General features: G+C 69.0%; 21 protein-coding genes and 1 tRNA gene. 16 read left to right on the forward strand and 6 right to left on the reverse strand.

Annotated elements, in window-relative coordinates; genetic code table 11:
- The first annotated feature begins 28 nt into the window (after nucleotides 1-28).
- The 8 genes from ACGFIR_RS18050 to ACGFIR_RS18085 all read left to right on the forward strand — a co-directional run bounded on the left by ACGFIR_RS18050 (nucleotide 29) and on the right by ACGFIR_RS18085 (nucleotide 9,061).
- Nucleotides 29-652: a NuoI/complex I 23 kDa subunit family protein gene (locus tag ACGFIR_RS18050; protein ID WP_393146103.1), complete on the forward strand. Its 624-nt coding sequence runs from the start codon at nucleotides 29-31 to the stop codon at nucleotides 650-652.
- On the forward strand, nucleotides 649-1,188 hold the full coding sequence (locus ACGFIR_RS18055) for an NADH-quinone oxidoreductase subunit J (RefSeq protein ID WP_393146105.1): 540 nt from the start codon (nucleotides 649-651) through the stop codon (nucleotides 1,186-1,188). The genes ACGFIR_RS18050 and ACGFIR_RS18055 overlap by 4 nt, the downstream gene beginning before the upstream one ends.
- The gene (nuoK, locus tag ACGFIR_RS18060) at nucleotides 1,185-1,523 is read left to right on the forward strand and encodes an NADH-quinone oxidoreductase subunit NuoK (protein WP_392998333.1); all 339 of its coding nucleotides are present in this window, start codon (nucleotides 1,185-1,187) and stop codon (nucleotides 1,521-1,523) included. The genes ACGFIR_RS18055 and nuoK overlap by 4 nt, the downstream gene beginning before the upstream one ends.
- Nucleotides 1,520-3,454: an NADH-quinone oxidoreductase subunit L gene (locus ACGFIR_RS18065; RefSeq protein ID WP_393146107.1), complete on the forward strand. Its 1,935-nt coding sequence runs from the start codon at nucleotides 1,520-1,522 to the stop codon at nucleotides 3,452-3,454. Before nuoK ends, ACGFIR_RS18065 begins: the two co-directional genes overlap by 4 nt.
- Complete coding sequence (locus tag ACGFIR_RS18070; RefSeq protein ID WP_393146109.1) at nucleotides 3,451-4,956, forward strand: NuoM family protein; 1,506 nt, start codon at nucleotides 3,451-3,453, stop codon at nucleotides 4,954-4,956. Before ACGFIR_RS18065 ends, ACGFIR_RS18070 begins: the two co-directional genes overlap by 4 nt.
- Entirely contained in the window at nucleotides 4,953-6,560 is a 1,608-nt protein-coding gene (locus tag ACGFIR_RS18075; protein WP_393146111.1) for an NADH-quinone oxidoreductase subunit N, read from the forward strand. The genes ACGFIR_RS18070 and ACGFIR_RS18075 overlap by 4 nt, the downstream gene beginning before the upstream one ends.
- Nucleotides 6,561-6,783: 223 nt before the next feature.
- Nucleotides 6,784-7,659: a zinc metalloprotease HtpX gene (gene htpX / locus ACGFIR_RS18080; protein WP_392998341.1), complete on the forward strand. Its 876-nt coding sequence runs from the start codon at nucleotides 6,784-6,786 to the stop codon at nucleotides 7,657-7,659.
- A gap of 142 nt (nucleotides 7,660-7,801) precedes the next feature.
- Nucleotides 7,802-9,061 carry an MFS transporter gene (locus ACGFIR_RS18085; RefSeq protein WP_392998343.1) on the forward strand — a complete coding sequence of 420 codons (1,260 nt, stop codon included), beginning with the start codon at nucleotides 7,802-7,804 and terminating at the stop codon, nucleotides 9,059-9,061.
- Between the two features lie 208 nt (nucleotides 9,062-9,269).
- On the opposite strand, the gene ACGFIR_RS18090 is transcribed toward ACGFIR_RS18085, so the two are convergent.
- A complete protein-coding gene (locus tag ACGFIR_RS18090; protein WP_392998345.1) occupies nucleotides 9,270-9,764 on the reverse strand; it encodes a YajQ family cyclic di-GMP-binding protein in 495 nt (164 codons plus the stop codon).
- A 149-nt stretch (nucleotides 9,765-9,913) separates the two neighbouring features.
- On the opposite strand from ACGFIR_RS18090, the gene ACGFIR_RS18095 reads away from it, so the two are divergent.
- Nucleotides 9,914-9,997 (forward strand) — tRNA-Tyr (locus tag ACGFIR_RS18095).
- Between the two features lie 652 nt (nucleotides 9,998-10,649).
- On the opposite strand, the gene ACGFIR_RS18100 is transcribed toward ACGFIR_RS18095, so the two are convergent.
- Both ACGFIR_RS18100 and ACGFIR_RS18105 read right to left on the reverse strand, forming a co-directional pair.
- Complete coding sequence (locus ACGFIR_RS18100; RefSeq protein ID WP_363619980.1) at nucleotides 10,650-12,257, reverse strand: DUF262 domain-containing protein; 1,608 nt, start codon at nucleotides 12,255-12,257, stop codon at nucleotides 10,650-10,652.
- A gap of 171 nt (nucleotides 12,258-12,428) precedes the next feature.
- Nucleotides 12,429-12,851 (reverse strand): GntR family transcriptional regulator, encoded by a 423-nt coding sequence (locus ACGFIR_RS18105; RefSeq protein WP_393146114.1) that lies wholly within the window; start codon nucleotides 12,849-12,851, stop codon nucleotides 12,429-12,431.
- A 550-nt stretch (nucleotides 12,852-13,401) separates the two neighbouring features.
- On the opposite strand from ACGFIR_RS18105, the gene ACGFIR_RS18110 reads away from it, so the two are divergent.
- The 4 genes from ACGFIR_RS18110 to ACGFIR_RS18125 all read left to right on the forward strand — a co-directional run bounded on the left by ACGFIR_RS18110 (nucleotide 13,402) and on the right by ACGFIR_RS18125 (nucleotide 15,806).
- Entirely contained in the window at nucleotides 13,402-13,734 is a 333-nt protein-coding gene (locus ACGFIR_RS18110; protein ID WP_393146116.1) for a hypothetical protein, read from the forward strand.
- Between the two features lie 10 nt (nucleotides 13,735-13,744).
- Entirely contained in the window at nucleotides 13,745-14,071 is a 327-nt protein-coding gene (locus ACGFIR_RS18115) for a precorrin-4 C11-methyltransferase (RefSeq protein WP_393146118.1), read from the forward strand.
- Nucleotides 14,072-14,220: 149 nt separating this feature from the next.
- Nucleotides 14,221-15,042 (forward strand): GntR family transcriptional regulator, encoded by an 822-nt coding sequence (locus tag ACGFIR_RS18120; protein WP_393146120.1) that lies wholly within the window; start codon nucleotides 14,221-14,223, stop codon nucleotides 15,040-15,042.
- Nucleotides 15,030-15,806, forward strand: coding sequence for a glycosyltransferase family 2 protein (locus ACGFIR_RS18125; protein ID WP_393146122.1), 777 nt, complete (start codon nucleotides 15,030-15,032; stop codon nucleotides 15,804-15,806). Before ACGFIR_RS18120 ends, ACGFIR_RS18125 begins: the two co-directional genes overlap by 13 nt.
- Here ACGFIR_RS18125 and ACGFIR_RS18130 read toward each other — a convergent pair.
- The 3 genes from ACGFIR_RS18130 to ACGFIR_RS18140 all read right to left on the reverse strand — a co-directional run bounded on the left by ACGFIR_RS18130 (nucleotide 15,790) and on the right by ACGFIR_RS18140 (nucleotide 18,314).
- Nucleotides 15,790-16,242 carry a hypothetical protein gene (locus ACGFIR_RS18130; protein ID WP_393146594.1) on the reverse strand — a complete coding sequence of 151 codons (453 nt, stop codon included), beginning with the start codon at nucleotides 16,240-16,242 and terminating at the stop codon, nucleotides 15,790-15,792. The genes ACGFIR_RS18125 and ACGFIR_RS18130 overlap by 17 nt on opposite strands.
- Nucleotides 16,243-16,897: 655 nt before the next feature.
- Nucleotides 16,898-17,776 (reverse strand): hypothetical protein, encoded by an 879-nt coding sequence (locus tag ACGFIR_RS18135; protein WP_393146124.1) that lies wholly within the window; start codon nucleotides 17,774-17,776, stop codon nucleotides 16,898-16,900.
- Nucleotides 17,766-18,314 (reverse strand): sigma-70 family RNA polymerase sigma factor, encoded by a 549-nt coding sequence (locus tag ACGFIR_RS18140; RefSeq protein ID WP_350821949.1) that lies wholly within the window; start codon nucleotides 18,312-18,314, stop codon nucleotides 17,766-17,768. The genes ACGFIR_RS18135 and ACGFIR_RS18140 overlap by 11 nt, the downstream gene beginning before the upstream one ends.
- A 352-nt stretch (nucleotides 18,315-18,666) precedes the next feature.
- Here ACGFIR_RS18140 and ACGFIR_RS18145 point away from each other — a divergent pair, with 352 nt between their 5' ends.
- From ACGFIR_RS18145 to ACGFIR_RS18155, 3 genes are all read left to right on the forward strand, one after another.
- Complete coding sequence (locus tag ACGFIR_RS18145) at nucleotides 18,667-19,062, forward strand: transcriptional regulator (RefSeq protein ID WP_357562770.1); 396 nt, start codon at nucleotides 18,667-18,669, stop codon at nucleotides 19,060-19,062.
- Nucleotides 19,063-19,363: 301 nt separating this feature from the next.
- Entirely contained in the window at nucleotides 19,364-20,956 is a 1,593-nt protein-coding gene (locus ACGFIR_RS18150) for an FtsK/SpoIIIE domain-containing protein (protein ID WP_393146596.1), read from the forward strand.
- Nucleotides 20,953-21,207: a hypothetical protein gene (locus ACGFIR_RS18155; protein WP_393146127.1), complete on the forward strand. Its 255-nt coding sequence runs from the start codon at nucleotides 20,953-20,955 to the stop codon at nucleotides 21,205-21,207. The genes ACGFIR_RS18150 and ACGFIR_RS18155 overlap by 4 nt, the downstream gene beginning before the upstream one ends.

Below are 21,207 nucleotides of genomic sequence, written 5' to 3' on the forward strand. Positions count from 1 at the left end.
GTCGCGCGCGCCGCGGCCACAGGGCAGGATGGTCGGCATGACCGACCGCAGCGAGCGCAGCGAACCGGGCGCCGACGCAGACCGTGGCCTGCCGGGCGCGGGCCTGGTCAAGGGCCTCGCGGTCACGTTGAAGACGATGACGCGCCGCTCGACCACCCAGCAGTACCCGGACGTCGCCCCCGAGCTGCCGCCCCGCTCGCGGGGGGTGATCGCGCTGCTGGAGGAGAACTGCACGGTCTGCATGCTGTGCGCCCGGGAGTGTCCGGACTGGTGCATCTACATCGACTCGCACAAGGAGGAGGTGGCGGTGCCCGGCGCCGCCCGCCCCCGCCAGCGCAACGTGCTCGACAAGTTCGACATCGACTTCTCGCTCTGCATGTACTGCGGCATCTGCGTCGAGGTCTGCCCCTTCGACGCCCTCTACTGGTCGCCGGAGTTCGAATACTCCGAGTACGACATCAAGGACCTGCTGCACGACAAGGACCACCTCGGGCAGTGGATGGGCACCGTGCCGCCGCCGCCCGCGCACGACCCGAACGGTGAGCCGGCGAAGGAGGAGACCGCCGCCGCGCGCAAGGCCGCGGTCCCGGCCGCGCCCGCCGCCCGTCCCGCCGCCCCGGCCGTACGCCCCGAGCCCGAGGCCGGCGCATGACGGGTGCGGACGTGCTGCTGCTCGCCCTCGGCGCGCTGGCGGTCGGCTCGGGCGTGCTGGTGGTGTCCACCCGGCACCTGGTCCGGGCCGGCCTCTACCTGGTGCTCTGCCTCGGCGCGCTGGCCGGGATGTACCTGGTGCTCACCGCCGAGCTGGTGGCCTGGGTGCAGGTGCTGATCTACGTCGGCGCGGTGGTGGTGCTGCTGCTCTTCGCGGTGATGCTCACCCGCGCCCCGATCGGCGCCTCCGACGACCTGGACCGGCCCGGCTGGGCGGCGGCGCTGATCGGCGGCGGCACCGGGCTCGGGCTGGCCGCGCTGCTGGTCGACGCGTACCGGTGGACGGCCGTGAGCCTGCCCGACGCGGGCACCACGGAACGGCTGGGCGACCAGATCTTCCGCAGCTGGGTGCTCCCCTTCGAGGTGCTCTCGGTGCTGCTGCTGTCCGCCCTGGTCGGCGCCATCGTGATCTCCCGCCCCGACATCGGCCGGCCGAGGGCCGCGCAGCCGGACGACGACGGCGGGCGGTCGCGGTGAGACCCGTCATCCCGTACGTGACCGCCGCCCTGCTGTTCGGCCTCGGCGTCTACGGCGTGCTGCGCCGGCGCAACGCGGTGCTGGTGCTGATGGCCGTCGAGCTGATGCTCAACGCGGTCAACCTGATCCTGGTCACCGCCGACACCACCGTGCGCGCGCAACTGCCGCACGGCGGGCAGGTCTTCGCGCTCTTCGTGATCGTGCTGGCCGCCGCCGAGATCGGGGTCGGCCTGGCGATCGTGCTCCAGCTCTACCGGCTGCGGGCCACCGTCGCCGTCGACGAGGTGCCGCTGACCGAGGGCCAGCCGGCCGGGCACCCGGAGGGGGAGCGGTGAGCACGACCACCCTGCTCGGCGCGCTGCTGCCGGCCGTACCGCTGGTGGCGGGTCTGCTCGGCCTGCTGCTGCCGCCCGCGCCACGCGCCGCCGGGACGGGCCCGGACCGGGCGCGGCGGGTGGCGATCGCGCTCGGCGTGGCCGGGGCGGCCGGTGCGCTGGCGCTCGCCGTGGCCCTGCTGGTCGCTCTCGACCGGCCCGCCGAGGCGTCCACCACCTGGGTGCGGCTGGGCGGGCTGACGGTGAGCCTCGGGGTGCGGCTGGACGGCGCCGCCGCGCTGGTCGCCGTCGCGGTCGCCACGGTGGCCCTGGCCGTGCAGGTCTACTCGGTCGGCTACCTGCGCCGGGGGCCGCACGACGACGTCGACACCGACCACCGCTACGCGCCGTACGCCGCGCAGATCAGCCTCTTCACCGCCGCCATGCTGCTGGTGGTGGTCGCCGGCGACCTGATCCTGCTGCTGGTCGGCTGGGAGGTGATGGGCATCTGCTCCTACCTGCTCATCGCCCACGACCGCCGGCTGCCGGAGGCGCCGGCCGCCGCCATGAAGGCGTTCCTGGTGACCCGGGTCGGCGACGTCGGCTTCCTGCTCGGCATCGCGCTGCTCGGCGTCTCGGCCGGCAGCTTCCGGATCGCCGACGTGCTCGCCCACGACCACGCCACCGGCACGCTGACCGCCGCCTGCCTGCTGCTGCTCGCCGGGGTGGCCGGCAAGAGCGCCCAGTTCCCGCTGCACACCTGGCTGCCGGACGCGATGGCCGGCCCGACGCCGATCTCGGCGCTGATCCACGCCGCCACGATGGTCGCCGCCGGCGTGTACGCGGTGACCCGGCTCTACCCGCTGTTCGAGGCGACCCCGGCAGCGCTGGCCGTGCTCGGCGTGATGGCCTCGGTGACCCTGCTGCTCGGCGCGTTCGCCGCCACCGCCCAGGACGACCTCAAGCGCGTGCTGGCCTGGTCGACGGTCTCCCAGATCGGCTACATGACGGGCGCGCTCGCGGTCGGCTCGCCGCCGGCCGCGTTGTTCCACCTGCTCACCCACGCCGCGTTCAAGGCGCTGCTCTTCCTCGCGGCCGGCGCGGTGATCCACGCCGTCGGCACCACGCTGATGTCCCGCATGGGCGGGCTGCGCCGCAGCATGCCGGTCACCTTCTGGTGCACTGTCGTCGGGCTGGGCGCACTGGCGGGGCTGCCCCCGCTGTCGGGCTTCTGGAGCAAGGACGGCGTACTCACCGTCGCCCAGGAGGCCGCGCTGCACGGCGCCGGCCCCGCCCCGGCCTGGGTGGGCTGGCTGGTCTGGCTGGCCGGGCTCGTCGGCGTCGCGGTCACCGCCTGGTACGCCACCCGGCTGCTGCTGCGCACCTTCTTCGGTGAGCCGCGGCTGCCGCTGGCGCACCCGCACGACCCGCCCGCCGTGATGCGCTGGCCGGTGCTGCTGCTCGCCGTACCGGCCGCCCTGCTCGGCCTCGCCGGCTTCGACTGGGCCTTCGCCCGCCGGTTGCTGCTCGCGCCCACCGCGGGCGAGCCGGGCGAGCACCTCCTGGTCCACGTCGGCCCGGAACTGCTGCTGCCGCTGGCGCTGCTGGCCGCCGGGGCGGGGCTCGCCTGGCTCCGCTGGCGGCGGGACCCGGCCGCCGACCCGGCGAGCGCGCTGGGTCCGCTGCGCCCGGTCTTCGCCGCCGCGTTCCGGCTCGACGACGTCCAGCGTGCCCTGGTCGTACGCCCGACGAAGGCGCTGGCGCGGGCGGCGCGTACGACCGACGAGGTGGTGGTGGACGGCGCGGTCGAGGGCAGCGGCCGGGCCGCGCTCGGCCTCGGCGGCGGCCTGGCGGCGCTGCACCGCGCGGCGCTGCCGCGCGCGACGGTCGGCGTGCTGGCCGGGGCGCTGCTGATCGGCCTGGCGGCCGTCCTGATCGGAGTCTCCGCATGACCCTGGGTGAGTTCCTGCTGGTGGCGGTGCTGGCGCTGCCGGCGGTGGGCGCGCTCGCGGTGGCGGCGACGCCCCGGGACCGGGCGGCCCGGGTGGTCGGCACGGTCGTCGCCGCGCTGACCCTGCTGGCCGCCGCGCTGCTCTACCTCGGCGACCGCGCCTGGACCACGTACGCGGCGGACGCCCCCGCCGTGCGCCCCTGGCACCGGCTCGACCTGCCCTGGGTGCCCGGCCTCGACCTGCGCTTCCACCTCGGCGTGGACGGCATCTCCTGGCCGCTGGTCGTGCTGACCGCCCTGCTCACCCTCCTCTGCTGCGGCTACACCCTGTGGAAGGTCCCCGACGGCGGGAGCGGGCGGGCGCTGGTGGCCCTGCTGCTGGTCGTCGAGGTCGGCATCCTCGGCACCTTCCTCGCCCTCGACCTCGTGCTGTTCTTCGTCTTCTTCGAGGTCGTCCTGCTCCCGATGTACGCGATCATCGCCGGCTGGGGCGGCGCGGACCGGCGGCGGGCGGCGGCGAAGTTCGCCCTCTACACGCTGCTCGGCTCGGTGCTGCTGCTGGTCGGCGTCTTCGTGGTGGTGGCCGCCGCCGGCACGGCCGACGTGGTGGCGCTCACCGGCGGGACGGGGCTGTCCCGGGGCACCCAACTGGCGGCGTTCACGCTGCTCGCGCTGGCGTTCGCGGTGAAGAGCCCGCTGTGGCCGCTGCACTCCTGGCTGCCCGACGCGCACACCCAGGCGCCCACCGTCGGCAGCGTGCTCCTCGCCGGGGTGCTGCTCAAGATGGGCACGTACGGGCTGGTCCGCATCGCCGTCGGGGTGGCTCCCGAGGGCGCCCGCTGGGCCGCCCCGGTGCTCGGCGTGCTGGCGGTGGCGGCGATCCTGGTCGGCTCGCTGGTCTGCCTCGCCCAGCGCGAGCTGAAGCGGCTGATCGCGTACTCCAGCGTCGGGCACATGGGCTTCGTGCTGCTGGGGGTCGCCACGCTGACCGCCACCGGCATCCAGGCGGCCCTGATCGGCAACGTCGCGCACGGAGTGATCACCGGCCTGCTCTTCTTCCTCGCCGGGGCGGTCAAGGACCGTACCCACACCGGGTCGCTGGACGAGCTGTCCGGGCTGCGGGAGACCGCCCCCCGGCTCGCCGGGCTGCTCGGCTTCGCCGCCGTCGCCTCGCTCGGCCTGCCCGGGTTGGCCGGCTTCTGGGGTGAGGCGTTCGCCGTGGTCGCCGCCGTCGAGGTCGGCGGGGCGCTCTGGACCACCCTGGGCGTGCTGGCGGCGATCGGCGGGGCGCTCACCGCGGCGTACCTGCTGCGGCTGCTGCGTCGGGTGACGCACGGGCGGCCCAGCCCTGCGGTCGGGCAGCTCGCCCCCGGCCTGGCCGGCGTGGAACTGGCCGCGTGGGCGCCGCTGGTGCTGCTCGCCCTCGCGGTCGGGCTGGCCCCCACCCTGGTGCTCGGCGTCGCCGAGGCCCCCGTCGACGCCCTGGTGGAGGTGCTGCGATGAGCGAGCAGATCATGGGGGCCAGCGTGGTGCAGAGCGTCGACAACGTGGCGCTGCTCCCGGCGTACCTGGCCGCCGGCACGGCCGTGCTGGTGCTGCTCGCCGACCTGCTGGTGGCCCGGGGCCGGGTCACGCTGGCGACGGCCGCCGTCGGTGCGGCGGCCACGGCGCTGGGCGCGGTCCTGGTCGGCACGCGGGGCGAGCGGCGGACGTTCTGCGTCGGCCCCGACTGTTCGTACGTCTTCGGCGGCCGGGCCGCCCTGGTCGCCGTCGTCGTCGCCCTGCTCACCCTCGGCGTGCTCGCGTTGTCCGGCCCGCTGCTGCGGGCGGGGCAGTCGCCGACGGGCGAGTACTGCTTCCTGCTCGCCTGCTCGATGACGGGCGGCGTGGTGCTCGGCGCGGCCGGCGACCTGATCACCCTGATCGTGGCGCTGGAGACGCTCACCCTCCCGCTGTACGTCCTCGTCGGGCTGCGCCGGGGCAGCCTGGCCAGCGCCGAGGCGGCCGTCACCTTCTTCGTGGTGAGCGTCGTCGCCACCACGCTGACGCTGCTCGGGGCGGCGCTGCTCTACGCGGCCACCGGCGGGCTGCACCTGGGTCGGATCGGCACGCTGCTCGCCGACCGGCCGGAGGTGCTGGACCTGCCGCTCACCACCGCCGCCGTGGCGCTGATCCTGCTGGGGCTGGCGTTCAAGGTGGCGGCGGTGCCGTTCCACGCCTGGGCGCCGGCCACCTACGACGGCGCGCCGCTGCCGGTGGCGGCGTACCTGTCCACCGCCTCCAAGCTGGGCGGCGTGGTGGCCCTGCTCGCCGTCGTGCAGTACGCGCTGCCGGCCGACGTGACCGGCCCGGTGCTCGCCCTGCTCGCCGTGCTGACGATGACCGTCGGCAACCTGGTGGCGCTGCGCCAGCGGCGTACGGTCCGGCTGCTCGCCTGGTCCTCGGTGGCCCAGGCCGGTTACATCCTCGCCCCGCTCGGCGCGCTGGCGCTGGCCTCGGGGCGCACCGCCGACGCCCGCACCGCCGCGTACGCGGCCGCCGTCGCGTACGCCGTCTTCTTCGTGGTGCTGGAGCTGGCGGCCTTCGCGGCCGTGGTGGCGCTGCGCCCGGCGGGCGCCGACGGCGGCACGGTCGACGACCTGCGCGGGGCGGCCCGGCGGCACCCGTGGCGGGCGGCGGCCCTCGGGCTGGCGCTGATCGGGCTCGCGGGCCTGCCGCCCGGCCTGGCCGGCCTGTTCGCCAAGGTGACGGTGGTCCGTTCGCTGCTCGACGGCGGCGCGGGCTGGCTCGCCGTGGTGGTGGCCGTGAACGCGGTGATCGGCCTCGCCTACTACCTGCGCCTCACCGCCGCCCTGTGGTCCGCGCCGTCGGGCGGCCCGGCCCTCGCCTCGGGCACCCCGGGCCGCGCGGTCGACGACCCGGCCCTCCCGGCGGGGGCGGGCGCCCGTCTGGTCGGGGCCGTCCCGGTGGGCGTCGCAGGCGGCGGTACCCCGGCCGTGGCGCCCGTGCGGGCCTGGACGGTCGGCGTGGTGCTCGCCGTGGCTACGGCGGTGGCGCTGCTGCTCGGCTTCGCCCCGCAGTTCGTGCTCGACATCACGGCCCGCTGACGCCTCGACTCCGCCGTCTCGGCACTGACGACTCGGCACTGACATCTCGGCACTGACGCCGCAGCACCGGCGGGCGGTCTTCCCGTTGTCGGGGGCGGCAATCATCACGGGCACTTCCGACATCTCAGGCAACTCCCAGCCATGAGACGGATGGTTGACGGGTACCGGGTTGTTGAACCGGTCAGCGGATCCCGTCATCCGTGCTGCACCGAAGGAGTTGATCGTGCACCACAACCGTCTGAAGACCGCCGCACTGCTCGGCCTGCTCACCTCGCTGATCCTGGCGGTGGGTTACTGGTTCGGCGGCAGTGGCGGCCTGGTCATCGCAGTCGTCGTCTCACTGGTGATGAACGGCGTCACCTACTTCTACTCCGACAAGCTCGCGCTGCGCTCGATGCGGGCGCAACCGGTCAGCGAGGCACAGTTCCCCGAGCTGTACCGGATGGTCCGCGAACTGGCCACGGAGGCCGGGCAGCCGATGCCCCGCCTGTACGTGAGCCCGACGTCGCAGCCCAACGCGTTCGCCACCGGGCGGAACCCGCAGCACGCGGCCGTCTGCGTCACGCAGGGGATCACCGAGATCCTCGACTACCGCGAGCTGCGGGGCGTGATCGGGCACGAGCTGTCACACGTCTACAACCGGGACATCCTCATCTCCAGCGTGGCGGCCGGTCTGGCCGGCATCATCACCATGCTGGCGAACATCGCCTGGTTCATCCCGCTGGGCGGGGGCAACGACGAGGACGCCCCGAACCCGGCCGTGCTGCTGCTCACCATCATCCTGGGCCCGATCGCGGCCACCGTCATCCAGCTGGCGATCAGCCGCAGCCGGGAGTTCCAGGCGGACGCCTCCGGCGCCCAGCTCACCCGGGACCCGCTGGCCCTGGCCAGCGCCCTGCGGAAGATCCACATGGGTGCCCAGCGCCGGCCGCTGCCGGCCCAGGGGCAGCTCACCAGCACCGCCCACCTGATGATCGCCAACCCGTTCAAGGGCGGCGGCGTGGCGGCGCTCTTCTCTACCCACCCCCGGATGGAGGAGCGGGTCGCCCGGCTGGAGCGGATGGCCGCGAACAGCGGACCCGTGCAGTTCCAGCGCTGAGGCGTTGATCACCTTTCTGCCCGTGCCCGGTCCGCCGGGCACGGGCGGAAGGCCGTGTGAGCGCGTTAACCGTTCCTCTTCCGCCGCTGGCGGCGTTAGGGTCGAAAGGTTTCCCGCTCATTACATTTACTGGAGGTCGACCGTGGCCGCACTGCGCCAGTACCTGGGCGTCTGGCGGATCCCCGGAGCGCCGATGCTGCTGCTCACCGGCATCCTCGGCAGGCTCGGGATCGGCATGACCCCGCTGGCGCTGCTGCTGGTCGTCGAGCAGGTCACCGGCCGCTACTCGCTGGCCGCCGTCGCGGGGGGAATCTACGCCCTCTCCGGCGCCGCGCTCAGCCCCGTGGCCGGCCGGGTCGCCGACCGGATCGGCCCCACCCCGGTACTCGTCGGCACCGCGATCGCCCACCCGTTCGCCCTGCTCGGACTGCTCTGGTCGGCCCGCTCCGACGCCGGCAACCTGACGCTGGTCTTCGTGGCCTCCGGGGTCGCCGGGGCCACCTACCCGCCGCTGACCGCGGCGATCCGCGGCGCCTGGAACGACCTCACCTCGCCGGCGTCCGGCCGGTGGCACCTGCGCAACACCGCCCTCGCCGCCGAGACCACCCTCTTCGAGATCGTCTTCGTGCTCGGTCCGCTGCTGGTCGCCGGCTTCATCCTGTTCGCCGACGCCGGGGCCGCCCTGGTCGGTTCAGCCGTCGTGACCCTGGTCGGCACCATCGCGGTGGCCCTCGGCCGGGTCATGCGCGGCTGGCAGCCGCACCCGCGCGAGCACCAGACCAGGGGGCTCGGGCCGCTGCGCGTACCCGGCTTCCCGGCACTGCTGGTCTGCGTGGCCACCCTGGGCATCGCCTTCGGCGCGGCCGGCGTGACCGTGCCGGCGTTCGCCACCGCCTACACGGCCGACGACCCCGACAGCCTCGCCGGCGTGCTGCTGGCCGTCTGGGGTGTCGGCAGCGCCGCGGGCGGTTTCTGGTTCGGTGTCCGCAAGCCGTCCCGGAACATGACCCGGCAGTTCTCGCTGCTGCTCGGCGGGGTGGCCGCCAGCTTCGCCGTCTTCGCGGTGATGCCCACCCCGCTGGCGCTGGGCACCGCCCTGGTGATCGGGGGCGCCATGATCGCGCCCGCGCTCACCCTGGAGAACACCCTGGTCGGCCGGGTCTCCCCGACCAGCATGCTGAACGAGGCGTACACCTGGGTGGTGACCATGTCCGTGGGCGCCAGCGCCGCCGGCGGCGCGGTGGCCGGCCTCATCGTCGATCACGGCGGCGGGGTGCCCTGGGCGTTCGTCTTCGCCGGGGCGGCGGTCGCCGTCGGGGCCGGGGTCGCCGCGCTGCCCTCCGGGCCCATCGCCCGCGCGGAGGCCACGGCGGTACGCACCGAAGAGCTGCTGCCCGCCTGACGCCCTCGGGGTTTCCGCCGGGCTGGCGGGGTACCACCCGGTCATGTTCGTCTTCTTCTCGAACCGGGTGGGCTGCCTCGGATCGCTGCTCATCAGCGCGATCCTGACGGTGGTCCTGCTGCTCGTCTTCTCCCGCTGACCGGCGTCTCCGCCGGGCGCTGAACGCCCTGGTCGGCCCTGTTCGTGGCAGGGCCGACCAGGTGCGCCGTCAGCGGTAGTTGGTGAACTGAAGGGCGACGCCGAAGTCCTCGCCCTTCAGTAGCGCGATGACGGCCTGGAGGTCGTCCCGCTTCTTGCCCGTGACCCGCAGCTGGTCGCCCTGGATCTGGGCCTGGACGCCCTTCGGGCCCTCGTCGCGGATCTTCTTGCTGATCGCCTTGGCCTTGTCCGAGTCGATGCCCTGGATCACCTTGCAGTCGATCTTGAAGATCTTGCCCGACGACCGGGGGTCACCGGCGTCCAGCGACTTCAGGGAGATGTTCCGCTTGACGACCTTCTCCTTGAAGACCTCCAGCGCCGCCCGCACCCGCTCCTCGGTCTCCGCCTGGAGGCTGATGGCCTCCTCGCCCGACCAGGAGATCTCGGCGCCGGTGCCCCGGAAGTCGAACCGCGTCGCGAGCTCCTTCTCCGCCTGGCGGAGAGCGTTGTCGACCTCCTGGCGGTCGACCTTGCTCACGATGTCGAACGACGGGTTCGCTGCCATGCTCATGCTCCTGCTGTCCGGCGGTCTGTGGTCCTTCGTCCCCCGCTGACCAGCGGTACGACCCCCTGACGGTACCCGGTTGCGCCGAGGCCGGGGGGAGCCGCTATCCTTGCTTCCGCTGCCGCGTTACGACGCGGCGGGGGTGCCCTGGCGGGTTGCCCGAGCGGCCAATGGGAGCGGACTGTAAATCCGTCGCGAAAGCTACAGAGGTTCGAATCCTCTACCCGCCACCAGGAGCACCAACGGCCCCTGACCAGCAGGAATGCTGATCAGGGGCCGTTGTCGTTTGTCTGGCCGCGTCCGGCTGCGTCCAGCCGTTGACGACTGGTTGTGGGCAGATGGTGGGCAGGTCGATCTTGCCTCTGAGCGCTCCTCTGGGGCTGCGCCTGTGGGTGTTGGCGGCGCTGCTCGGGTTGGCGCGGACCGTGCGCGTAGGACCGGCTGAGGGCGTCGCGCTGGCGCGTAGTTGGCCGCGGGAGATAAGCCGGGGGCAAGCCAGTCCCGGGGTTGGACTGGCGCGGCAGCCGGAAGCCCCGACCCTCGACAGGGTCGACCCGTTCGGCTTCCGTACCGCCTGGCCGTGATCGTGTCGCCCTTGGGGGCGGCGGTCCGGCGGTAATCGGTGGCTCTCCGCCCCGGCGCCGAAGGCGGCCGGGGCGGTTTGCCGCCGGCCGGCTCACCGCCCCCGCGCCGCGCGGAGCGCGGCGCCTTGATCCAAAACAGAAGAAATCGGCAATCCGCTTCGAGTCGCTTAGGTGGGCCGTCGATTTGGCCGGCATGACCTGACGTCAGCACCCGCTTTACCGGATGCACTTCATTCTGCTTGGCAGATAGTCTAATGCTCTCCTGGCCTTGCCGATTGCTTGAGCTGCGGGATTTACGGCGTCAGTGAAGGCCCGTGCAAAGAGATTCGATTGCTGTTTGTGCGATCTTCACCCTTGCGTCGATGAACGTCTCCAGCTCTGCGCTGTGGTAGTCGTAATCCTCGGGCGATGGTAGGAGATTGGACGCGAATACTGGAGCGGCGTCGGGGCCCAGTTCGGTGATTAGCCGTGGGAGGTACTCTTGCGGATCGGCATCGCTGATCAGATTGTTCTCAGAGGCTGCAAGCATACAGAAGTTCAGGACGTAGTTTCGTTCGACCTCTGGCCTGTTCTTCCTTAGAAAAGCCTCGGGGAAAATGTGATGGAACTGCTTCTTGTTATATATGGAGAGCGCGATGGCGGTGTCGATTGAATTGCCGTTTGTTAGGTTGCGAGGGCTGTGCTTGGCTAGCGCCAAACTAAACGCGCGTGAGCGGGAGTTGTTCTTGCGGAAGATCATGCCTTTCAGGGTCGCTGCGTCGGGCACTGCGCCGTACGTCTCTGCCGGAACGTCGCCATCGATAACAAATGACTGGATCGCGGCTAGGTCACGAGTGACGAAGTCGTCGGGGGCGCCTCGATACCGTTCCGAAAATGATGTGCGCCAGAACCACTGCCTGACCCGCCTCAATTGGTCCGCGTTTAGAGTTGGATTATTTGCGTAGATGTAAGTTAATATTATGAGATGTGCTTCATATGGCAAGAAGTCCATCGAGTAAAGCTTGAAGTCGGTTATGAGTTGATCGACGGCACGCAGAATGGCTTTCTTAGTCTTTTCAACCAGGCCGTCCATGTCGGCGGGCTTTTCGCGGAGTTGCCTAAGCGCCAAGATTCGTTCTCGGCTCGTGGAGTCGCTTCTTACGGCGGCCAGGCATTTAAGGACTCTGGTGCCGCTAATCTCGCCATAGTTCTTTGGCTTTAGAGCCTCAGCGATTTCTTCGACAGTTTCATTCAAGTCGAATCGTTTGGACCATGTTGCCGCAACCATAAGGTCGAAGATGGAGAGAGCGGTCCCAGAGCTGTTAATGCGCTCGAAGATCGGGCACACTTCTTCGACAGTAAGGTCCTTCAGCGTGACAACTGGAATTTGGTACCCAGTGAAAACCTCAATGAGGCCATCGAACCGTTCTTGTAGCTTCGTGGCGTTTGGGTGCGTCTGAAGGGCGGTACGGAAATTCAAAAGCTTGGTCGTTTGATAAAGCCATCGCATCGGGAACATATGCAGACCGGCGACTGCGGAACGAGTGGAAGTAAAGCGTTCCTTTTCGAGGTCATACGACGCGGAAAATCCGGGAGCGTCCGAGTCGGCGCCCACCGCGGAGTAGAGGACCGTAAGTCGTTGCTGGCCGTCGAGCACATAATCAGTGGGCGACATGTCGTCAGTCTGTGGTAGGACGAACTCCCCGATGTTTCGCTCTGTCGCGAGTTTCTCTGCCGTCCGCCAGAGCAGGAGACTCCCCAGAGGATAATTGTTGGCGACGCTGTCGAGTAGTGCTAGAGCTTGATCATCGCCCCAGACGAATGGGCGCTGGAACTGAGGTACCTTTACCTCTCCTTTTCTGATCTGGACGTTTAGATCCTTGATGTAGGGTGTTGCGGTGGAGAGTCGACTACCGACATTCGCACTCATGTGTCTCCCAGGGGTTTACCGCAGACTAGCTACTCTGCTATCCATTCGCTCAGAATGAGCGCTAATCCGTCTCGTGTACGAAGGGCTAGGCGTGGCAAATGCTAGCTAGCGTGCCCTGCAACTGATTTGCGTGATTAATGACAAGATCGCTGACTTGGCGAGGTGGTATCTCTATCGGCGGCTCTGGCATAGTCGGTAGCTCCTGACGACAACCTCAACCTGCATGTCCCGTCGCGTGACGCTTTCATGCTCAATCAATATCTCACCGACCTCGACGCCAAACAGGGTTGCTAGCTCTTCATCGGCAGTCACCTCCCGTTGCCTTATTTCAAGGTCGCCGCGTTGGCCGGATTCGTGGAACCGGGGATTAGCGTGCGCGTAGGTGCCCCTACCATGCGCGGTGCTAGCCAAGCCGTCTTCGCGAAGAACAGCTATGGCTTTGCGGATTGTGCCGCGACTTGCCCGGAATTCGGCGGTGAGCGTCCCCTCTGTTGGTAGCAGGGTGCCCGGCGGGATGACGCCGTTTTCGATGCGCTTCCTCAGCTCGGCGGCGATGACGCGGTAGCGGGGCTGTCCATAGTGCAGGGTGGGCACCTGCTCACCGTACCTGGCACTTGTCTTACCAAGTGACAACTAAACGACCCGTTTCGGCTACTAGACAACTCATTCACTTGTAGGTACGTTTCGGGTTGTGCGGCCAGGGTGACGGTTCGTGTCAGGGGTGGTCTCGTGCCGGCCCTGGTTGCACCTGATGCGTGGCGTCCTGTCGGACCGGTTGCGGTAGCCGCGCGTACAAGTTGGCTCGGCGATACCCGACCCGTCTGCGTCGGACGGTGCGCCGTGCCTTCATCCGGGCCGGTGGCCGGCTGCATTCCCCCGCGGCTGGCCACCGGTCCCCGCCTACCTGTGGAGGTGCGATGTCCGGCTCCCATCGTCGGCGCCGCTGGTTTTCGTCCTGGTGGTCTTGGAGACGTCCGCGTACCCGGGCGGCCGGCTCCAACGCTTTGTCGAGTCCATGCCCGACTTCTGTCCCGTCCTCGCATCGGTGGCCCTCGGGGCCGACGCGAGAGATGCCCGCGCTGCGGTACGCGCCAACGATGACGCGGGCGCAGCTCTACCGGGGCAACGGTGGGCGGTGGCCGCGGTGAGCCGCACGAGCAAGCCGGTCGACGTCACGAGCCACCCGGACTGGTGCGCTCCGGATCGCTGCGGTCACCTGGTGCCGCCGCTGATGGCGCACATGGCCCGTCGCCATCGCGGCCCGATGTACCGGGTCGGCGACACCCGAGCGAACGGCCACATCGTCACGTACCTCATCGGTGCAGACACCACGGCGCCCGTGGTCGCGGTTCACGCGACGTGCCGGGCCGGGATGGGCTGGGCGGAGTTGCCGTTGCCGCAGGTTGCCCAACTCGTCCAGCAGCTTCGCGGACTGCTGAAGCAAGCTGGCAGCCAGAAAGGGGCCGACGATGAGTGAGGGGGAACCCATGACGGAACGTCAGCCGTCGTCCTCGGTCGTGTCGGTCGTGTGCCCGATGTGGTGCCGGGGCTGCGGTCCAAACGACCCGATGCACCGGGGGTTGCCGTCCACCATCGGGCGGGAGCGGACTGGCTGGGTCACCGTTCAGCTGCTCGTCGACCGGTTCGCGCGTCGGGACCTGGCCGTGAAGCTCGACGCGACCCGCTACGGCGCAACGCAGACCGTGCTCATGTCGCCGGCGCAGGTGGATCGGCTCATTGACGATCTGACGCGAGCCCGCCTGGAGATGCCGGCACCGATTGGCCGACACGACCGGGCGGGGGAGACACGGTGAACTCCAACAGCCGGCGGGGCGTAGCGGCTCCTCGTACTCCTGGCCCTCGCCGCGGGCAGTCACCGCGAGCGGCGGTAGCGATCCCTCCGGTTCCCGAGCGGCCCGCTGGGGGGACCACCTGGCAGACGTTGCAACGTCTAGGGGGTACGGTGACCGGTGTGCATAGCCGGGACTGGCGCCCTCGTTACCTGCAACTCGCGGAGGAGTTGCGGGCGAAGATCATGAGCGGTGAGCTGCCACCGGGCATTCTGATGCCGAGCGAGACCGAGCTAGCCGACTCGTCCGGCCTGTCCCGCACCAGCGTCCGCAACGCGATCCGACAGCTTCGGGAATGGGGTCTGGTCCGGGCGGAGCAGGGGCGCGGCACCTACGTGCGGGCACCCCGCCAACGCGTACGCCGCCGCAACACCGAGCGGTACCAGTGGGAGAAGGACCGGGTCCTGCTCGACGAGGCCGAGCGGCTGAAGACCGGCGCCACCGAACACGACACCGGCCTGACCGTCGACGACCTCAAGTTCCACGCCGAATACTCTCGGGTGAACGCCGACGACGAGATGGCGGCGGCCTTGCGCGTCGACCCGGGTACGCCGCTGCTGCGCCGGGTCTACTGGACGTCCTCCCGGCACGAGAACGCGCCGCTGACGGTGTCGTACTCCTACCTGCCGTATGACCTGGTGTCCGCGAACCCGGACCTGCTCGACGAGGGCAAGGAACCGTGGCCGGGCGGCACTCAGCATCAGCTCTACACCCTCGGCATCGAGCTGGACCGGATCGACGACGAGATCCGCGCACGTCCGCCGTCGCCCGATGAGGCAGAGCTGCTGGACATCGACCCGGGCGTCTCCGTGCTCACCGTGCGCAAGACCTCGGTCGACACCGAGGGCCGGGTCGTCGAGGTCGCCGACGTGGTGATGCCGGGCGACCGCACCGAGCTTGTCTACTCCCACAAACTCCAGCGGTGGAAAACTTGACGCAGCTCGTCTCGGTCATCACTCCGGTCCACGCGCCCAGCATCGAGTACCTGGCTGGCGCCTACGAGTCGTTGGCCAAGCAGGAGATGCCCGCCGGGTGGGACTGGCAATGGCTCGTCCAGGAGGACGGGCAGATCGGCGCCCTGGTCGACGCGCTGCCCGGCGATCCCCGGATCAGTCACGGCACTGGCCGTCCCGGTGGACCTGGTGTTGCCCGCACCCTCGCGCTTTCCCGTGTCTCCGGGGAACTCATCAAGGTCTTGGACGCCGACGACCAGTTGACCCCCGGTGCGCTCGCCCGGGACATCGCCGCCTTCGACACGCACCCGCAGATCGGCTGGGCCACTTCGCGAGTACTCGATCTGCTGCCCGACGGGTCAACGGCCGGATGGGACCAAGACCCGGCCGGCGGGGTCATCGACCGCGGATCGGTCCTCTCGTTCTGGCAAGCCAACGGCTATCGCGCGTCCGTGCATCCGGCGACCCTGTGCCTACGGCGGGAACTCCTCTTCGCCTTGGGCGGCTGGATGGCCCTGCCGGCCTCCGAGGACACCGGGCTTCTGCTCGCCGCCAACGCAGTGAGTCCGGGCTACTTCACCCGGGAGTACGGCCTGCTTTACCGCAAGTGGCCCGGCCAGGTCACCAGCCAGCCGGCGCACCGAGAACCTGCGGAGTACCAGGGACGGATGAAAATCATCGAGGCCAGAGCCAACGCCCTAGCCTCGATGCTGCCCAACGGGTTGCCGCTCACGCCTCCGGCGTAGCCTCGTGCCCCGGCATCCCGTGGGTACGCCGCCGTTCCTTCATCTCTGCTTCGTAGATGTGCCGCCGTCCGCCGGCCAGCTTCTCCCGCGCGTACCGCTCGATCTCCTGGAACGCGGCGTAGTAGCCGTCGTCGAACTCCTCCACGATCTGGAACGTCCACCGCCCCGGTAGCACGTTGCGCCCCAACAACTCGTGCTCAACCCGGTCGGCCACCTCGTCATGCCCAGCCTCGCGAAGCAGCTTCACCACCCGGTCAAGGGTCAGATCCGCACCACCGACGAGCTGATGCGCCGAGTACAGGTGACCGCGCACCCGGTGGATCGTCTCCAATGCCTTGCTCAACTCACCCAGGGCCTCGACCGTCATGTCATCCACCCCAGACGGACGGGAGTGAGTGCTGGGCGAGGCGTCGTCGTTACTCGAAGTCATGGGCATGACGTTACCGATGATCGAGTTGCCAAGCCGGAAAGCGGTCGAGAACCTCTCGCCATCGGCTTCAACAGTGCGACAACGTGAGGAAAGCCTCACGACAGCACGCTGGGCAACCTAATCATCCAGGCCGGGTGATTCACGTCGCATCGGACAATCGTGAGATCCGAGTATCTGACACGTCTTTCTTGATGCAGAGGTTCTCAGATCACCGGTGTCTGAGAAACGGGAGCCGAAGCGCTCCAGCGAAGAAGAGGAAATCAGCAAGAGCCACTCAGGCAGGATTGGAAGGTGGTTAAATATCGGCGCGCTGGCTGCTGATGCGCTGGCAGAGGTTCTGAGCCTCAGTGGCTGCGAGGCAGAGGCAACTGCTCTGAGGGTCTGCGCCCGCATTCTAGGGACTGCCTACCTCGTCACCGAGCAGCGATAGTCACTGGAGCAGGAACTGAGGAGCCCCGGGCCGACCTCGCTTAGAGGCGACCCGGGGCAACCATCAATCAGCTACGACCTTTGCCAGCCACAGCCCAAGAGGCGGGGTGCATCAAAATAGCCGCCACTGCCACTAGAGCCACAGTCAGCAGAAGGCCACAGGCTTGCGCCCTCCAGTTCGCCAACGTCATTGGAATGTTCAGGCGATCTCCAATCGAGCTTCTAGTTACCACTAGCCCCACCGCACCAGGTCTTCTAGTTCTGCTACGGACGGAGCATCGGCAAGCTTCTCTACATCGGGATAGGGTTCTTGTTGCCCAGAGAGTGGTATTTGCGCAGCTTCTTTCGCCGCGTCCACCCAGGACGGGAAGCCGTATCGGCACTTCCTGATCACAGCAACCTCCGATTGCTCCCCCCGTAACAGCTTTAGGATTCGCTGATCAGACGAAACTAAAGCCTGCCACTCAACAATCGGACGACGCGCTATAGCGTCGGATTCCCCGCACGTAAGTTGCTCCTTTGAGATGCTGCCAAGCGCAAGGACTGCTTTTGCGAGGCTTACCTCACAAGCTGCCTTCCTCGTTTCTGCGGCTAGGTCTACAGCTCTCTGGCGTGGAATCGAGGAATCCTCAGGGGCAATACTGGCAAGACTTGCGTAATCGATTGCGTCCGGATCCCCCAATTCGGCCGCAATCTCCCACCAAGACCACGCGAGCCTTGGCCGCTCGAAGAGCTCCAGTATTTCGGCAATACGTCGAGCAACAGGAGCAATCGCTCGGGCGTGACCAAGTAGATGAACAAGTTCTCCAATCAGATCCGGAGGCTCATTCAATATTTCCGCTTCGAGATTTGGATCGAAATCAGAAAGCGGGGCCGGAGGCCCGGCTGCAAGCAGCCGAGCCTCCAACTTGACATCCACAACCGGCTCGACAGCGCGACGAGCACGCTCACCGAACTGCGAGTCGGACTGACAATGATTCAACGGCTCGCCGTCTCCCGAAGCCTCGTTTGCCGCGTCGAAGATCCGGGCGAGGAGAGCATCCTTGTCCACTCGGTCTACCGCTCGGGCAAGGACCTCGGCGTCCTTCTTGAGGCGCTCCTCAACGCCCATTTCGCCCCTCCTTACCGGTAGTTCCCACTAGATGCGCTAACTGCTTCTCCAGCGCACGCTTGGCGAGGTGATGGTAGTTGTGAACCACCCTCTCGCTCAGTTTGTTCTCGCGCGCGAATTCACAGAGCTCCTTGCCTTCGTAGTAATGTGCCTTGATCAGCTGCTGCTGTCGCGGCGGCAGTTGGGCTACCGCATGGCGCACCTCCTCATCCGCGTCGCCATCGCTTGTCCAGTCGGCCGATTCGATCGGCATGGGGGGCTCATCCGTGAGGACCTCCGTGCCCCGCCTCTTCACCGCTCGACAAAGATCGATGAATGCCCACTTGAGCGCCTTCAGTACGTAGGCGACTGGCGGCACCCCCGTCCGCCAGTCGTAGCCGGTGAAGACCTTGCAGAACGCCTGTTGCGTCAAGTCCTCACCGAGATGCTGGCCGTGGCGGTAGATCGCCACGCGGAGGACGTCCTCGACGTGCTCCCGGAAGTACTGCTCCTGCCGCTTCCGAACCAGCTCGCCCGGGTTGTTGTACTGCTCGGTCACGCGGTTACCCCGCTGGCGCTCGAGACAGCCCCTTTCCGTGTCGCGGAGATCAGGCGGTCGCGAGACGATCGGCCCGGGCCGCGTCTCGCATCCGTACCGGTCTCAAGGCAGATCAGGCCCATAACCGGCTCCCTTCGATTCGCCCCCACCCCTCTTCCGAGCACAGCGCGGGGGATTGCGCTGCACCCGGGGGGTAAACGAGCCCCTCTCTCCCGACCTCACTGGCGGACACAAAGTTTTTTTGCGTGCTGTTGTTCTCCCTGCCGGGAGGCACTTGTTGACTTGTCTGCCAAGTGCCGTCTACCTTGGAGCCTCAACTTGGCAGACATGCCAACAACCTGGAGGTTGAGCGATGGCTCTGCGTGGCGGTACGAGGTTCGCCGTGCGATGTGAGGACGTTTTCCCAGCGGGATGCGCCCTGGTCCCCGAGTCCCTGGGGGAGGTCGAGGACTACGACGAGAAGACCGGCCGGCGTAGCCCGGCGAAGGACAAGCTGACCGGTCAGCGGGTGTGGCAGGTCCGGGTGATGGACCTCGACCCGGAGTTGGGCAAGCGCTCCCGGGAGACGACGGTGAAGATCTCGGCGGACTACCAGCCGGTCCCGCCGACGGGCGCCCCCTTCGAGGGCGTCGAGTTCGAGGGCATGACGGTCACGCCGTACGTGTCGAACAACGGCCGGATGGCGTACTCGCTGCGAGCGACCGGGATGCGTGCCCCGGCGGGCGTGGCCGGCAAGGCGGCGGCGTAGCCGCATCTGGTGGGGGCGGGGCTGTCAGGTCTTGGCGGACGGCAGCCCCGCCCTCTGTCTCTTCCCCTGCTTCTGTCGAGAGAGGTAGTGACGTGTCCAAGCGTAGGCGTTCGCCTGCCCCGGCCCGGTCTCGGTGCGGCGTGTGTCAGTCCCGGTTCGACCCGGCCGGCGGCGCGGCTGACCGCTGCCCGCTCTGCATCGGGCAGCTCGTTCTTCCCCTTCCTGCGGTCCGCGATGCGTCGGGTCGGTTCGTGTCGCTGCGGGGTGCGCGATGATGCGCCGGCCCCGTGGCGGGGTAGTGATGGTGACCGCCGGGGATCTGATGGTGATCCGGCCGAAGCGGTTCAAGCTGCCGATGTGGGCGGTCGTTATCGGCCTGGTGCTGCGCTGGCTCGCCCTGGCCTGCTGGTGGTGCCTGCGTCACCCGGTCACCGTGGGCCTGGCCGTGCTCGCCGTCTTCCTCTACGTCGAGTACGGCTGGGCGGGTCTGGTTGTACCGCTGGTCCTGGCGTCGGCGGTGTCGGCCGTGTGGCGGTGGCGCAATGAGGCGTCCTGGTGGCGGTGGTGCGCCGGGCCGCTGCTCGGCCGGTTCCGTCAGGTCTTCGTGTACCGACGCGCGTGGGGTGAGGCCATGACCCTGTGCGGCCTGGCCGAGACGTACGACCATCAGGCCGTCTTTCCCGAGCTGCTGCGCGTGCGCTCGGATCAGGCCCTCGACGTGCTGACCATCCGCATGGTCCGCGGGCAGACCCCGGCCGACTTCCAGAAGGTCACGGCCAACCTCGCGTACGCCTTCGGCCGGCGGCACGCCCGCGTCTACTCCGAGCGGCCCGACGACCCGCCGACCCGTACCGGCTATTGGGCGTTGGTGCTGGGGTGGGTGGATCGGGTGCGGTTCCGGGACCGGCCGACCGTGGTCCACCTGGTGATCGTCCGCACCGATGCCCTGCGGCCGGTCGTGGCCCCCTTCGAGGCTCCGGCCGTCCCGGACTTCACCGCGCTCCCGCTGGCGCGGCGGGAAGACCTGGGCACCTGGTGCCTGCACTTGCTCGCCACGCACGTCCTCATCGGCGGGGCCACCCGGTCCGGCAAGGGCTCGGTGCTGTGGTCGCTGGTCCGCTCGCTGGCCGGCGGCATCACCTCCGGCCTGGTCCGGCTCTGGGTGATCGACCCCAAGGGCGGAATGGAGTTCGCCATGGGCCGGCCGCTGTTCGCCCGGTTCGCCTGCAAGTCCTTCGAGGCCATGGCCGATCTGCTCGACGAAGCCGTGACGGTGATGCGGGAACGTCAGACCCGGCTCGCCGGCACGGTCCGAGTGCACACCCCGACCGAAGCTGACCCCCTGGTCGTGGTCGTCGTCGACGAGATGGCCGCGCTCACCGCGTACCTGCAAGACGCCGATCTGCGTAAGCGCATCGCCGGCTCGCTCGGGCTGCTCCTGTCTCAGGGGGCCGGGGTCGGCGTCCTAGTCGTGGCCGCGTTGCAGGACCCGCGTAAGGAGGTGCTGCCGTTCCGGGACCTGTTCCCGACCCGCATCGCGCTCGGGCTCACTGAGGCGGCACAGGTCGATCTCGTGTTGGGCGACGGTGCCCGTAACCGGGGTGCCCTGGCCGACCAGATGCCCCGTTGGGCGAAGGGCGTCGGGTACGTGATTCTCGACGGCATCCCCGAGCCCCTGCGGGTCCGGTTCTCGTACGTCAGCGACGACGACATCCGCGACATGGCGCGGCAGTACCCGGCGCCGGTCGACGCGTCGGACATCCTCGCCCAGGTCGGCCGGGAAACCGCCACCGAACCGGTACGCCCTCCGCTGCCACGCAAACCGTCCGGGCCGCTGCTGCCCGAATCGCTGCGGAACCTGCTCGACCGGGACAGCGGGGGTGATCCGCGGTGACCGCCACCCCGAACGGCCGCCGCTTCTACCGGCTCCGTACCCCCGAACCGACTACCGCCGTCTCCGTCCGGGTCGACCCCGACCGGCCCGACCCATACCCGGTCTATCTGGCGGTCGGTGCGGGCCGGCGACGGATGTCCCTGACCCCCGACGAGGCGTGGGCGCTGTGGCGCTGCCTCTCCGAAGCCGTCGCCACGCTCGGCACCCCACCCGACTACATCCGCACCGACATCCGCCCGGCCCGGAGGTAA

Origin of the sequence: Micromonospora sp. NPDC049051, from assembly GCF_043197575.1 — a bacterium.
Taxonomy (GTDB): Bacteria; Actinomycetota; Actinomycetes; order Mycobacteriales; family Micromonosporaceae; genus Micromonospora.